Here is a 13,016-nt window from a genome sequence, read left to right on the forward strand (position 1 = left end):
GGTTCAGGACGTGAGGATGGTCACTCCGGCGGCGCGAAACGGGCCGAGCATGTCGTCGGGCACCCCCGCTTCGGTCACCAGCGTCGCGATCTCGCCCAGCGGCAGGATCGCATAGGGCGAGGCTGCACCGATCTTGTCGCGCGTCGCCAGAAGGATCGTCTCTGCCGCCTGCCGCGCGATCAGGCGCTTGATCGCCGCCTCCTCGGCGTCGCCCGTCGTCACGCCCAGTTCGACGTGCAGGCCGGTCGCGCCCAGGAAAAAGCTGTCGACGCGAATGCGCGAGATCGCCTCAGCCGCCTCCGCACCCACGGCAACGACCGAGTGACTGAACAGGCGGCCGCCGATCAGCTGCACCTCGATTCCCGAATGGCCGGCCAGTTCGACCGCGATCGTGGGGCTGTGGGTAACGATGCGCGCCTTCAGTTCACGCGGAAGGTGGCGTGCAAGCTGAACATTCGTCGTCCCGCCATCGATGAAGACGATCTGCCCGGGCTTGATCAGCCGCGCCGCCGCACGGCCGAGCGCGCGCTTCGCCGCCGATCCCGCCCGCGCCCGCGTGGGAAAGTCGGCCAGGGCCGGGGACGCGGGCAGGGCACCGCCATGCACCCGCTGCAGCACGCCGTCGCGCGCAAGCTCGCGCAGATCGCGGCGGATCGTATCCTCGGACACGCCCAGCCGCTGGCTGAACGGCTTCGCCACCAGCCGTCCCTCCTCTTCCAGCACCCGCCGGATCAGCGCCTTTCGCTCGGACGTCAGCACAAATGGGCCTTTCGATGCGGTATGTTGCTTGACTCTGCACGAAGTTGCACAAAATGGGAAGGGCAGGCGCGGCAGGTCGCTGCGCTTTCACTTGCCGGGAATCCTGATGAGCATCGCCAACCGTGTCCGCGTCGAAGACGTGACCCTGCTGTCCGACGACTGGTACGTCCTTCGCAAGACGACCTTCTCGTTCCAGCGGAGCGACGGGAGCTGGCAGCGCCAGTCGCGCGAAACCTATGACCGCGGCAATGGCGCCACGATCCTGCTCTACGATCCCGATCGACGCACCGTGATCCTCACGCGCCAGTTTCGTTATCCGGCGTTCGTCAACGGGCATGACGACCTGCTGATCGAGACACCGGCGGGCCTGCTCGACAATGCCGGGCCCGAAGCGCGCATCCGTGCGGAGACCGAGGAGGAAACCGGCTTCCGCGTCCGCGACGTGCGACAGGTCTTCGACGCCTTCATGAGCCCGGGATCGGTCACCGAACGGCTGCATTTCTTCGTCGGCGAATATGCACCCGGTGACCGGACCTCGGCAGGCGGCGGCAACGAGGACGAGGGCGAGGACATCGCCGTCCTCGAAGTCACGATCGACGACGCTCTGGCGATGATCCGGTCCGGCGAGATCCGCGACGGCAAGACGATCATGCTGCTCTATTATGCCGCGCTGAACCTGTTTCGCTGAGCCGCAGGCCCGGTGCAGGTCCCTGACTCATGCGGCGAAAAGCTCCAACTCATGGGCAGCGCTCGTCAGGGGTGGAAACCATCCTCCGCAAGACCGGGCCCCGTCTGCCAGGACTGAACCTGCATCCGATGCTCATGTGCGAACTCGAGCATATCACACAGCATGCCCTCGACCGTGGCTTCGCTCATGGGCTGTCGACGGCGGATAAAGAAGGTATCGCCCCATTGCACACGGTGCAGGGTCCATCCCGCGGGAGGGTCGAACGTCGCGGCTTGCTCCGGACAGCCATTCAGGCGGACCTCGACCGTCTTGGTTTCGGCCGCCTCGGCGGGATCGTAGAAGCACCATAGAAGCGACGAGCGATCCCTGATCCTGGCGATCGCCTCTTCCAGCTTATCCAATGCCTGTATCCTTGTGCGCGAGCGTGGAGTCCGATCTCGACGACCGGCACCGGTCCGAACAGTACTTCACCGCGTCCCAGTCGCGCTGCCATTTCTTCCGCCAGGCGAAGGGGCGCTGGCACGCGGCGCACAATTTAGTCGGCAGGTTCGGTTTGCGGTGCGCCATCACGCGACAACGCGCGTCGGGTCGATTTGCCTCATCGATCCGCCACGCTATAGTCCGACAAATAGGCGTGGATGCGGAGGGGATGGCGATGAGTGTATGCAGCATCAGGGGCCATTCGCGCCGCGACTTCCTGTCCGCCGCGGCGACGGGGGCGCTGGCCACCGGATGCAGCGCGGCCCTGCCGATGCGGGCCGGGGCGACGGCGGTCCCGCAGGACGCGGCGCGACCCGCCGCCAGGCTCCAGCCGTTCGACATGGCCGATGTGACGCTGGCGGAGGGACCGTTCCTTCATGCCCAGCGCATGACCGAGGCCTATCTGATGCGGCTCGATCCCGACCGGATGCTCCATAATTTCCGGGTCAATGCCGGGCTGAAGCCGAAGGCGCCGGTCTATGGCGGCTGGGAGTCGGTCGAGACCTGGGCCGACATCAACTGCCATGGCCATACGCTCGGTCACTACCTGTCCGCCTGCGCGCTTGCCTGGGCATCGACGCGCGATGCGCGCTATCGCCGGCGGATCGACTATATCGCCGCCGAACTCGCCGAGTGCCAGAAGGCGGCGAACAGCGGGCTGGTCTGCGCCTTTCCCAAGGGGGCGGCGCTGGTCACGGCGCATCTGCGCGGCGAGAAGATCACCGGCGTTCCCTGGTACACGCTGCACAAACTCTATGCGGGGCTGCGCGACGCGGTGCTGCTGGCCGACAGCGCGCTCTCGCGCGCGGTGCTGCTGCGGCTGGCCGACTGGGGCGTGGTGGCGACGCGACCGCTGTCCGATGCCGAGTTCGAGACGATGCTCGACACCGAACATGGCGGCATGAACGAGATCTATGCCGACCTGTACTTCATGACCGGCACCGCGGACTATCGCACGCTGGCGAAGCGATTCTCGCATCAGGCGATCCTCCAGCCGCTGGCGCGCGGGCGCGATCATCTCGACGGGATGCACGCCAATACCCAGGTGCCGAAGATCGTCGGGTTCCAGCGCGTCTACGAGGCGACCGGCGATGCCGCCTATCGCGACGCTGCCGCCTTTTTCTGGCGCACGGTCGCGCATACCCGGTCGTTCGCCACCGGCGGGCACGGCGACAACGAGCATTTCTTCGCGATGGCCGATTTTGGCGATCACGTGTTCTCGCCCAAGGGGTCCGAGACCTGCTGCCAGCACAATATGCTCAAGCTGACCCGGGCCTTGTTCCTGCACGATCCGCAGCCCGGCTACGCCGACTATTACGAGCGCACGCTCTACAATGGCATCCTCGCGTCGCAGGATCCGGACAGCGGCATGGCGACCTATTTCCAGGGCGCGCGGCCGGGTTACATGAAGCTGTACCACACGCCCGAGGACAGCTTCTGGTGCTGCACCGGCACCGGCATGGAGAACCATGTCAAATATCGCGACTCGATCTACTTTCACGACGAGTCGGCGCTGTATGTGAACCTGTTCATCCCGTCTTCGGTAACCTGGGCGGACAAGGGCGCGGTGCTGAGCCAGGCCACCTCGTTCCCCGATCGTCCCGCGACAGAGTTGCGCTGGACGCTGCGGCGCCCGACGCGGATGACGCTCAAGCTGCGGCATCCCGGCTGGAGCCCGACTGCGACCGTGCTGGTCAATGGCGCCGAGGCGCAGCGCTCGACGGCTGCCGGACGCTATCTCGAGATCGACCGGACCTGGCAGGACGGCGACTGGGTCGAGCTGCGCCTCGAGATGCAGCCGGGGGTGGAGACGATCCCGGCCGCCCCCGACATCGCCGCCTTCACCTACGGCCCGCTGGTGCTGGCGGGCGCGTTCGGGCGCGACGGGCTGGCCCCCGGATCGGACATCGTCGTCAACGAGCGCAACTATGGCAAATATAACGACGCGCCCTTCGCCGTGCCGACGCTCGCCGGGGATCCGCGCGCATTGGCGCAGGGCATTCGACCGAGCGGCCGGCCGCTGGAATTCACCCTCGCCTCGGCCGACGGGACACCCGTCCGGCTGGTTCCCTATCACCGGATCGCGCACGAACGCTACGCGACCTATTGGCAGGTGAAGCCCGCGCCCGCCTGATCGACTGCAACCCGGTGGCGCGTTGCGGGTTCTGTATCTTCGAGGCGAGCAGGGGAGCTACAGGTGAAGCGATCGGCGATATCGGGCTCGGCGCTGCTCGCGATCTTCGCCGCATCCCATGCGTCGGCGCAGTCCGCCAAGACCGTTCCGCAAAGCGTGATCGCCGCGCTTCCTGCCGGCCATGTCGTGCGGGCTGCCGCGTGCAGCGACGGCTTCGATCCGCCGAGCCGCATCTGCATCGTCGCCGCGGTTCGTCGCAACGAGGCTGGCCTAAGGCCGGCGCCCGCGCGGCCGCTGCTCGTCTATCGGCTGGCGGCGGGCAAGGCGGTGCTGATCGATCGCAACGACGATGTCGTGCTGCGCGCGGACGAGGGAGGGCAATGCGACCCGTTCGACGACGAACAGGGAAGCATCGCCGTGAGCGGCCGGTCCTTCACGGTCGAGAACGGCGTCGCCTGCGGCCAGCACTGGACCGATTTCATCACCTTCCGTTTCGATCCAGCCCGGCGCGCCTTTCTCTGGCGCAGCGAGATCTACGAGAGCTGGCGGCTCAACGAAAGCAACGCGCCCGATGCAGAGGCGCTGGTCTCCGACGGGAGGACGGTGCGCCGCGCCGACCCCCGAAAGCCGATCCGTCTGGGCGCCTATCGCTCACGAAAATGAGGACCACAGAATGAAGCGTCTCGATCCGCGTACCAAGGCTGGACTGGGTGCCGCGATGGCCCTGTGTAGTGCATGGCCGTCGGTTGCCTCCGCGGGGTGCGGCTGGCTCGATGTGAATGGTGACGACGTCCAGGTCGCGAAGGTCGCCGCGGGCAAACCGCGCGTGTATTTCGTGATCGACCGGATCTTCAAGGCGCAATGCCCAGCCGCGGGCCCAATCTGCCAGGGCAAGACCTATCTGGTTCCCGGCGACGTGGTCGTGACCGGCAAACGCGAGGGCGCGTTCGTTTGCGCCGGCTTCGTAAACACGCGCGGCAGCACCACGATCGGCTGGTTTCCCGCCGCGGCCCTCGCCCCGTTGCCCGCCTCGGAACGGGAGCCGAGCGACTGGGTCGGCCATTGGTCGGCGCCCGAACAGGACATCGCAATCAAGGCGGCGGCGGGCGGCATGCTGCATGTCTCGGGCGACGCGACTTGGGGCATGGGCGACAAGTGGCGGCGCGAAAATGGCGCGGTTCATATCGGCCAGGTCAAGGGCACCGTCCGTCCGGCAGGCGGGGTGGTCGCCTTCACCGAGGGGGACGACAAGACGCTTCCTTATAACGCCGGGGATGAAGATGCCTGCAGCATCCGCATGGTCCGCCGCGGTCCCTATCTGCTCGCGCGCGACAACAACAAATGCGGCGGCCTGAACGTCAGCTTCACCGGCTTCTATCGCCGCAAGTAAGCTGGCGGAACGGGGGGAGGGCTCACCATCCCCCCAGCCACCAGATCGCGATCCCCGCCTTCACCGTCAGCGCCATCAGCACCAGGGTCGACAGCAGGAACAGCAGGAAGCGGATCGCGACCCGGTTGACCGTCGCCTGCACGAGGCTGTGCACGATGCGCAGGCCGACATAGGCCCAGGCGAGCCAGGGGTTCCAGCCGCCGCCGGCATGGGCGACGGACAACGTGATCGCGATCGCGTAGAACAGGGTGGGCTGCTCGACCAGGTGCATATAGTTGTGGACCGGCCATTGCGCGCGATCGGGCAGCACACCGTCGAGTTGGTTGGGCCGCGTGCCGTAGACCTTCGACATGTCGATCCCGGCCTTTTTCAGCGCGGGCAGCCGGATCGCCAGCGTCCACACCAGCATGATCAGCGTCCAGCCGACAAGCACGACCACCGGCGCCAGGATCGCGGCACTGTTCGAGTGATGCATGAGTTCCCCTCCTCAACATCGTTGTGGCGCGGAGGCTGCGCCATGCGCGCCGCGAAGGCAAGCGGCGGTCAGCGCGCTGCTGCTCGACAGCCGGCCCCGATCCGCTAAACCCGGCGTATGCCACGCATCCTCCTGCGCCTGCTGCTCGTCCTGACGCTGGGCGTCGTGATGCTCGTTCCCGCGGCTACGCCACTATTGGCCCAGGGAAAGGGCGGCCCGGCGCCGATCGTCCTCGCCGCGGCCAGCCTGCAGGAGTCGATGAGCGAGGCGGCGGATGCCTGGGCGCGCAAGGGCCATGCCCGGCCGGTCATTTCCTTCGCGGCCTCCTCGGCGCTCGCTCGTCAGGCGGCCGCAGGCGCTCCGGCCGACCTGTTCGTATCCGCCGACGAAGCCTGGATGGACGATCTCCAGCGCCGCGGGCTGCTCGCCGCGGGCAGCCGCGTCGATTTTCTCGGCAACCGGCTGGTGCTGGTCGCCGCCGCCGGCGATCGCCGGACTGTCCCGCTCCAGCGCGGTTCGCCGCTGCCGGCGATGCTCGGTACCGGCCGCCTGGCGATGGCCGATCCGGCCTCGGTCCCCGCCGGCCGCTATGGCAAGGCGGCGTTCGAGCGCCTCGGGCTGTGGCCCCGCGTGGCGCCGCGCGTGGTCCGCGCCGAGAATGTCCGTGCGGCGCTCGCGCTGGTCGAGCGCGGCGCCGCCCGCTACGGCGTGGTCTATGCGACCGACGCTCGCGCCTCGCGCCGGGTGCGGGTCGCGGGAGTCTTCCCCGCCAACAGCCATCCGCCGATCCGCTACCCCATCGCCCGGCTGAAACGCTCGACCAACGCCGGGGCCGAGGGGTTTCGCCGCTTCCTGATCTCGCGCGAGGGCAGGGCAATCTTCGCGCGTCACGGTTTCGCGACCGGCTGACATGCTGACTCCGGCCGAATGGGGCATCGTCCTCCTGTCGCTTCAGGTGGGCTTCGCCGCAGTGCTGTTCACGCTTCCGATCGCGTTCGGAATGGCCTGGTTACTTGCACGTGCAAGTTTTCCGGGGCGAATCCTGCTCGACGGGATCGTCCATCTGCCGCTCGTGGTGCCCCCGGTGGTGACCGGCTGGCTGCTGCTCCTAGCCTTCGCGCCGGAGGGCCCGATCGGGGGCCTGCTCGATCGGCTGTTCGGCGTGACCGTGCTGTTCCGCTGGACCGGCGCCGCGATCGCCGCGGGCGTGATGGCGCTGCCGCTGATGGTCCGGGCGATGCGGCTGTCGATCGAGGCGGTCGACCGCCGCCTGGAAAGTGCGGCGCGGACGCTGGGGGCGTCGCCCTGGCGGGTGTTCCGCACGATCACGCTGCCGCTCAGCCTGCCCGGCATCATTGCCGGCATCGTGCTGGGCTTCGCGCGCGCGCTGGGGGAGTTCGGCGCCACGATCACCTTCGTCTCGAACGTGCCCGGCGAAACCGAGACGCTGCCGCTGGCGATCTACTCGGCGCTGCAGATGCCCGATGGCGAGGCGATGGTGCTGCGCTTGTCGATCATCTCGGTGCTGCTCTCGCTGGCCGCGCTGATCGCCTCCGAACTGATCGCGCGGCGGGCGGGGAGGCGGATGCATGTCCTTTGACCTCGACCTGACCAAGCGGCTGGGCGACAGCGACATCGCGTGCCGCATCGAACCGGGCGAGGCGCTGACGATATTGTTCGGTCCCTCGGGCGCGGGAAAGACCAGTATTCTCAACATGGTCGCCGGACTGATCGAGCCCGATGCCGGCCATGTCCGCGTCGGCGGGCAGATATTGTACGATCGTACAATCGATGTTCCGGTGGCTGCACGCAGGGCGGGCTATGTCTTTCAGGAGGCCCGGCTCTTCCCGCATCTGCGCGTGCGAGCAAATCTTCTCTACGGCCGGCGCGAGGGCGCTGGCGGGCTGGGCGTGGACGAGGTGATCGCGTTCCTCGGCATCGCGCAGCTGATCGATCGCTGGCCGCGCAGCCTGTCGGGCGGCGAGGCGCGGCGGGTGGCGATCGGACGGGCGCTGCTGTCGGATCCGGCCTTCCTGCTGCTCGACGAGCCGCTGTCGTCGCTCGACCGGGCGCGGCGCGAGGAGATCATGACGGTGATCGAGCGGCTGCGCGACGAGGTGAAGCTGCCGATCCTGATGGTCACGCACGACCGCGCCGAGGCCGAGCGGCTCGGCAACCGCATCGTCGAGATGGGCTGAGCGTCAGCCGCACGCTTCGGCGCGGGCGAGGAGATAGGCGCGTTCGCGGGCATTGCCGGTCAGCCCGGCCGCGGCGGTGAAAGCCTCACAGGCTTCGGCGAGGCGGCCGGCGCGGAAGAGAAAGTCCCCGCGCGCAGCGGGCAAGGGAGCGTAGTTGCGCAGCGCCGCGGTCTCGGCCAGCGCGTCCACCAGCGCCAGCCCGGCATCGGGCCCGAATGCCATGCTGTGCGCCACTGCCCGGTTCAGGTCCACGATCGGTGAGGGCATGACCTGACGCAGCCGGTCGTAGAGCGCGGCGATATGGTGCCAGTCGGTTTCGCCGGCGCTGCGCGCGCGGGCATGGCACGCGGCGAGCGCAGCCTGGAGCGTATAGGGACCGTCGGCACCGCCCAGCGCCTCGGCGCGGGCAAGCGCGGACAGGCCGCGACGGATCAGGACGCGATCCCAGCGGCCGCGATTTTGTTCGGTGATCGGCACGAAGCCGCCGTCCGGCCCGGTCCTGGCGGCGAGGCGCGACGCCTGGATCTCCATCAGCGCGAGCAGGCCGTGGACTTCGGGCTCGTCGGGCGCGAGGCCGGCCAGGATCCGGCCGAGCCGCTGCGCCTCGGCGCACAGGGCGGGACGGATCAGGTCCTCGCCCGCGGTCGCCGCATAGCCTTCGTTGAAGATCAGATAGACGACCTCCAGCACCGAGGCGAGGCGCGCGACGCGTTCGTCCCCGCGCGGCACCTCGAACGTCAGCCCTGCCGCGCCGATCGTCTTCTTCGCGCGGACGATGCGCTGGGCGATGGTCGGTTCGCTGGTCAGGAAGGCGCGGGCGATCTCCTGCGTGGTCAGGCCGCCGATCAGCCGCAGCGTGAGCGCGGCACGCGCGTCGGTCGACAGGATCGGGTGACAGGCGGTGAAGATCAGCCCCAGGAGCTCGTCGCCGATATCATCATCCATCGCGGCCTCCAGCGCCTCGATGCCGGTGTCCAGTCCGTCCGCCTGATCCCGCTCGATCTCGGCATGGTTGCGCTCGATCATCTTCGCGCGGCGCAGGTCGTCGATCGCGCGGCGCTTCGCGGCCGCGGTCAGCCAGGCGGCGGGATTGGCCGGAACGCCCGTGCGGGGCCACTCGGCAAGCGCGAGGACCAGGGCGTCCTGGGCAAGCTCCTCGGCACGCCCGACATCGCGCAGCATCCGCGCCAGCCCGGCGATGAGCCGCGGCCGTTCGATGCGGAAGACCGCCTCGATCGCAAGATGGGTGTCGCCTGCCGCCACGCCGCCTGTCTGTCCCCTGCGTCGCGCAAGGGCAAGCGGCGGGCGGCAGCGACGCGCGGGCTCAGTTGCCGCCGGCCTCGTCGCGCAGCTTCGCTTCGCGCTCGACGATCTCGGGCGTCAGCACCTCGGCGAAATCCGCCATTTCATAGAAAGGGCGGATCTCGATCTCGCTGGGGCCGAACATCGGGTTGGGGCATCGCTTCACCCATGCGACCGCCTCGTCCATGTCCTTGACTTCCCACAGCCAGTATCCGGCGACGAGTTCGCGGGTCTCGGCGAAGGGGCCGTCGATCACGGTACGGCCGGGACCGTCGAACGCCACGCGCTTGCCGAAGGACGAGGGCTTGAGGCCGTCGCCGCCCAGCATGATGCCGGCCTTGACCAGTTCCTCGTTGAAGGTCGTCATCGCCTCGAACAGCTCGGTCGTCGGCATCCGGCCGGCTTCGCTGTCCTCGGTCGCCTTCACGAACACCATGACACGCATCTTCGATCTCCTCTTTCCGGAAGCACGACTGTCGCGCTCCTGAAGTGACGACGAACGAGGGCCGGCGGATTCGACAGGCGCGAGAAATTTTCTTCAGGCGACCGTCGATCTCGATGCGAGCTGTCAGATTCCGCCGAGATAATCCATCTTGCCGACCGGCACGCCCTTCATGCGCAGGATGGCGTAGGCCGTCGTCAGATGAAAATAGAAATTGGGCAGCGCGAACTGAAGCGCATAGGCTCGGCCCTTGAACGTGAAGCTCTTCTTGGGGGTCTTCAGCTCGACATCGGCATCCTCGCGCCCGTTCATCGCGGCGGGCTCGACCGATTTCAGGAACTCGACGGTGCGGGCGATGCGCGCCTGGAGCTCGTCGAAGCTCTTCTCCTCGTCGGGCATGGCCACATTCTCGATCTGACCCAGCCGGACGGCGGCGAACTTCGCGGCATCGCTGGCGCGCTGGACCTGCGACGTCAGGGGCCCCATGTCCTCATAGAGCCGTGCCTCCAGCAATCGCTCGTGCGGGATGCCGCAGTCATCGGCATGGGCTCGCCCCTTTTCCAGGAGGGTGGACATCGCGTCGAAGCCGCGAAGAAAGACCGGGATCGTCAGATCATAGAGTTCGGTAGCCATGGTCCGGAAATAGGATCCCGGGCACCGCAAGTCGAGAGGTGGACAGCGCGCGGCGGAGCGCCTAGCGGGGCGGCGTGACCGGCACGCGCGCCTTTCTTCGCACCCCGATCGCGATCACCCTGATCGCGCTGGCGCTGGCGGTACGCGCGATGATCCCGGCCGGCTGGATGCCCGCCGCCAGCGGCGGGTTCGCCGTCACCCTGTGCACCGGCGGCATGGTTTCCACCGCCTGGGTCGATGGCGAGGGCAGGATCCACAAGGAAAAGCCCGGCGAGTCGAACTCGACCGAGCATTGCGCCTTTGCCGGCATGGCGCAGGCGATGCTGGGCGGCGACGTGCCCGCGGTCGCGCTGCCCGTCGCGACGGCAATTGCCGAAACCCGGTCGCGCCTGTCGGCCGTCTCCATCGGAAAGGGCCTGGCCGCTCCGCCGCCGCCCTCTACCGGACCGCCCGCGATCCTCTGACTCCGATGCCCGGGCAGTCGTCCGGGCCGTGATCCTGCGTGACCGGCGCTGCGCCGGCGCGCATCAGAGGTGGTACTTCATGAAACTTCGTGCGTTTCTGCTCGCGGGCCTGGCCTGCGGCATTCCCTCGCTTGCCCGAGCCCAGGTGCAGGCGGATCCCAACATCATCGTGCTTGGCCAACGGGTGCCGATCGACCTTCCGCCCGGCGGATCCGATATCGTCCCCGCCGAAGAATTCGAGAACACGGTGGCGGTGTCGCTGCGCGATGCGCTGGCCTTCTCGCCCGGCATCTATGCCCAGCCGCGGTTCGGGCAGGAGGTTCGCATCGCGATCCGCGGATCGGGCATCAGCCGCGGCTTCCACATGCGCGGCCTCACGCTGTTGCAGGACGGCATCCCGATCAACATGGCCGACGACAATGGCGACTTCCAGGAACTCGACCCGCAGGTGTTCGAGCGGATCGAGGTCTATCGCGGCGGCAATGCGTTGCGCTTCGGCGGATCGACGCTGGGCGGGGCGATCAACGCGGTGACGCCGACGGGACGCAGCGCCAGGGGGCTGGAGGTCCGGCTGGACGGCGGCAGTTTCGATACGGTGCGCGGCAAGCTTGCCTATGGCGTCGCGCAGGGCGCCGGCGACGCATTTGCGGCGGTGACGCTCGACCGGTCGGACGGCGACCGCGACCATGCGCAGCGGTTCGCGCTGCGGTTCAACGGCAATGCCGGCCTGCAGCTGGGCGAGGGGGTGGAGACGCGCTTCTACGCCTCGATCAACCATATCCGGCAGGATCTGCCCGGATCGCTGACGCTGCGCCAGGCGCTGACCGACCCGTCGCAGTCGCTGCCGGCGAACGTCGCCAACGACCAGGCGCGCGACATCGATTCGGTCCGGCTGCAGAACCGCACGACGATCGATGCGGGCGATGGCCTGCTGACGGTCGGCGGCTATTGGAACGCCAAGGAACTGTATCATCCGGTCTTCCAGGTGATCGACCAGAAATCGAACGATCGCGGCGTGTTCGCCAGCTATGACTGGTCCGGGCAGGTCGCGGGCATGCCGACCCAGATCGTGGTTGGCACCCAGGCGCGGTTCGGGGATGTCGCGGCTCGTCAGTTCGTCAACATTGGCGGCAAGCGCGGTGCGTTGGTCGGTGACGCGTTGCAATATGCCCGGACCGTCAACAGCTTTGCCGAACTGCGCGTGACCGCCGTTTCGGGCGTGACGGTGGTCGTGGGCGGTGTCCACGCCAATGGCTGGAGGCGTATCGACAATCTGCGCGATCCGGCGAAGAATGACGCGCGCAGCTACGACGCCTTCTCTCCCAAGATCGGTCTGTCATGGCGTCCTTCGACGGACGTCGAATTCTACGCCAACTATAATCGCTCGGTGGAATTTCCCGGATTTGGCGAACTGGTCCAGAGCGGGGTCCTGCAATTCGTTCCGCTCGATCCGCAGCGGGCATGGACGATCGAGGCCGGCACGCGTGGCGGCAGCGGGATCGCGCGCTGGGACGTGAGCGTCTACCGCGCCGACCTTCGCGGCGAGATGCTGCAATTCACGACCGCGCCGACAATCCCGGCGGCGACCTTCAATGCCGATCATACCCGGCACCAGGGCGTGGAGGCGAGCCTGGACCTGGCGCTGACGCCATGGGCAAGGCTGCGGCAGGTCTATCTCTACAGCGACTTCCGGTTTCGAGGCGATGCCGACTATGGCGACAACCGACTGCCGGTGGTGCCCGAGCATCTGTGGCGCGGCGAACTGAGGCTGGGCGGAAAGCGCTTCGCGGTCAGTCCGCGCGTCGAATGGATGCCCGACGGTGCCTGGGCGGATTATCGCAACACGGTGCGAGCGCCGGGCTATGCGTTGCTCGGGCTTGGCGCCGAAGCCGAGCTGGGCAGGGTCTCGCTGTTCCTCGATGCGCGCAACCTGACCGGCAAGCGCGCCATCGGCGATATTTCCGCCGTCGTGAAGGCAACCCCGGACACCGTCGCCTTCTATCCCGTTGAACGCCGCGCCATCTATGGCGGCCTGCGCGCGAGGTTCTGAA

15 protein-coding genes and 1 pseudogene are annotated in these 13,016 nt (G+C 67.9%); 9 read left to right on the forward strand and 7 right to left on the reverse strand.

Features of this window, described 5'->3' with window-relative positions; translation table 11 throughout:
- Window positions 1-3: 3 nt before the first annotated feature.
- A complete protein-coding gene (locus TPR58_RS03770; protein ID WP_346245280.1) occupies window positions 4-759 on the reverse strand; it encodes a DeoR/GlpR family DNA-binding transcription regulator in 756 nt (251 codons plus the stop codon).
- A 106-nt stretch (window positions 760-865) separates the two neighbouring features.
- On the opposite strand from TPR58_RS03770, the gene TPR58_RS03775 reads away from it, so the two are divergent.
- On the forward strand, window positions 866-1,447 hold the full coding sequence (locus TPR58_RS03775; protein WP_346245281.1) for an NUDIX domain-containing protein: 582 nt from the start codon (window positions 866-868) through the stop codon (window positions 1,445-1,447).
- A 65-nt stretch (window positions 1,448-1,512) separates the two neighbouring features.
- On the opposite strand, the gene TPR58_RS03780 is transcribed toward TPR58_RS03775, so the two are convergent.
- Complete coding sequence (locus tag TPR58_RS03780) at window positions 1,513-1,848, reverse strand: hypothetical protein (protein WP_346245282.1); 336 nt, start codon at window positions 1,846-1,848, stop codon at window positions 1,513-1,515.
- Entirely contained in the window at window positions 1,841-2,014 is a 174-nt protein-coding gene (locus tag TPR58_RS03785; RefSeq protein ID WP_346245637.1) for a DUF2256 domain-containing protein, read from the reverse strand. Before TPR58_RS03785 ends, TPR58_RS03780 begins: the two co-directional genes overlap by 8 nt.
- A 184-nt stretch (window positions 2,015-2,198) precedes the next feature.
- Between TPR58_RS03785 and TPR58_RS03790 the strand changes: the two genes are divergently transcribed.
- The 3 genes from TPR58_RS03790 (at window position 2,199) to TPR58_RS03800 (ending at window position 5,451) form a co-directional block, all read left to right on the forward strand.
- Window positions 2,199-4,061, forward strand: coding sequence for a glycoside hydrolase family 127 protein (locus TPR58_RS03790; protein ID WP_428835692.1), 1,863 nt, complete (start codon window positions 2,199-2,201; stop codon window positions 4,059-4,061).
- Between the two features lie 63 nt (window positions 4,062-4,124).
- Complete coding sequence (locus tag TPR58_RS03795) at window positions 4,125-4,724, forward strand: hypothetical protein (protein WP_346245284.1); 600 nt, start codon at window positions 4,125-4,127, stop codon at window positions 4,722-4,724.
- Window positions 4,725-4,734: 10 nt separating this feature from the next.
- Window positions 4,735-5,451: a hypothetical protein gene (locus TPR58_RS03800; protein ID WP_346245285.1), complete on the forward strand. Its 717-nt coding sequence runs from the start codon at window positions 4,735-4,737 to the stop codon at window positions 5,449-5,451.
- A gap of 22 nt (window positions 5,452-5,473) precedes the next feature.
- On the opposite strand, the gene TPR58_RS03805 is transcribed toward TPR58_RS03800, so the two are convergent.
- Entirely contained in the window at window positions 5,474-5,926 is a 453-nt protein-coding gene (locus TPR58_RS03805; protein ID WP_346245286.1) for an MAPEG family protein, read from the reverse strand.
- 117 nt (window positions 5,927-6,043) lie between these two features.
- Between TPR58_RS03805 and modA the strand changes: the two genes are divergently transcribed.
- The 3 genes from modA to TPR58_RS03820 are packed head-to-tail and all read left to right on the forward strand — an operon-like array spanning window position 6,044 to window position 8,124.
- Entirely contained in the window at window positions 6,044-6,835 is a 792-nt protein-coding gene (modA, locus tag TPR58_RS03810; protein ID WP_346245287.1) for a molybdate ABC transporter substrate-binding protein, read from the forward strand.
- 1 nt (window position 6,836) lies between these two features.
- Window positions 6,837-7,526, forward strand: coding sequence for a molybdate ABC transporter permease subunit (gene modB, locus TPR58_RS03815; protein WP_346245288.1), 690 nt, complete (start codon window positions 6,837-6,839; stop codon window positions 7,524-7,526).
- Complete coding sequence (locus TPR58_RS03820; protein WP_346245289.1) at window positions 7,516-8,124, forward strand: ATP-binding cassette domain-containing protein; 609 nt, start codon at window positions 7,516-7,518, stop codon at window positions 8,122-8,124. Before modB ends, TPR58_RS03820 begins: the two co-directional genes overlap by 11 nt.
- Window positions 8,125-8,127: 3 nt before the next feature.
- On the opposite strand, the gene TPR58_RS03825 is transcribed toward TPR58_RS03820, so the two are convergent.
- The 3 genes and pseudogenes from TPR58_RS03825 to TPR58_RS03835 all read right to left on the reverse strand — a co-directional run bounded on the left by TPR58_RS03825 (window position 8,128) and on the right by TPR58_RS03835 (window position 10,501).
- Window positions 8,128-9,387: an RNA polymerase sigma factor gene (locus tag TPR58_RS03825; protein ID WP_346245290.1), complete on the reverse strand. Its 1,260-nt coding sequence runs from the start codon at window positions 9,385-9,387 to the stop codon at window positions 8,128-8,130.
- Window positions 9,388-9,520: 133 nt separating this feature from the next.
- Window positions 9,521-9,871 (reverse strand): annotated as a pseudogene (locus tag TPR58_RS03830) (YciI family protein); the annotation flags it as partial.
- A gap of 123 nt (window positions 9,872-9,994) precedes the next feature.
- Window positions 9,995-10,501: a DUF1993 domain-containing protein gene (locus TPR58_RS03835; RefSeq protein ID WP_346245291.1), complete on the reverse strand. Its 507-nt coding sequence runs from the start codon at window positions 10,499-10,501 to the stop codon at window positions 9,995-9,997.
- A gap of 74 nt (window positions 10,502-10,575) precedes the next feature.
- Here TPR58_RS03835 and TPR58_RS03840 point away from each other — a divergent pair, with 74 nt between their 5' ends.
- Together TPR58_RS03840 and TPR58_RS03845 are read left to right on the forward strand one after the other, a co-directional pair.
- Entirely contained in the window at window positions 10,576-10,965 is a 390-nt protein-coding gene (locus TPR58_RS03840) for a hypothetical protein (RefSeq protein ID WP_346245292.1), read from the forward strand.
- A 79-nt stretch (window positions 10,966-11,044) separates the two neighbouring features.
- On the forward strand, window positions 11,045-13,015 hold the full coding sequence (locus TPR58_RS03845) for a TonB-dependent receptor family protein (RefSeq protein ID WP_346245293.1): 1,971 nt from the start codon (window positions 11,045-11,047) through the stop codon (window positions 13,013-13,015).
- Window position 13,016: the final 1 nt, after the last annotated feature.

It is taken from the genome of Sphingomonas rustica (genome assembly GCF_039652585.1).
Classification (GTDB): Bacteria; Pseudomonadota; Alphaproteobacteria; order Sphingomonadales; family Sphingomonadaceae; genus Sphingomonas; species Sphingomonas rustica.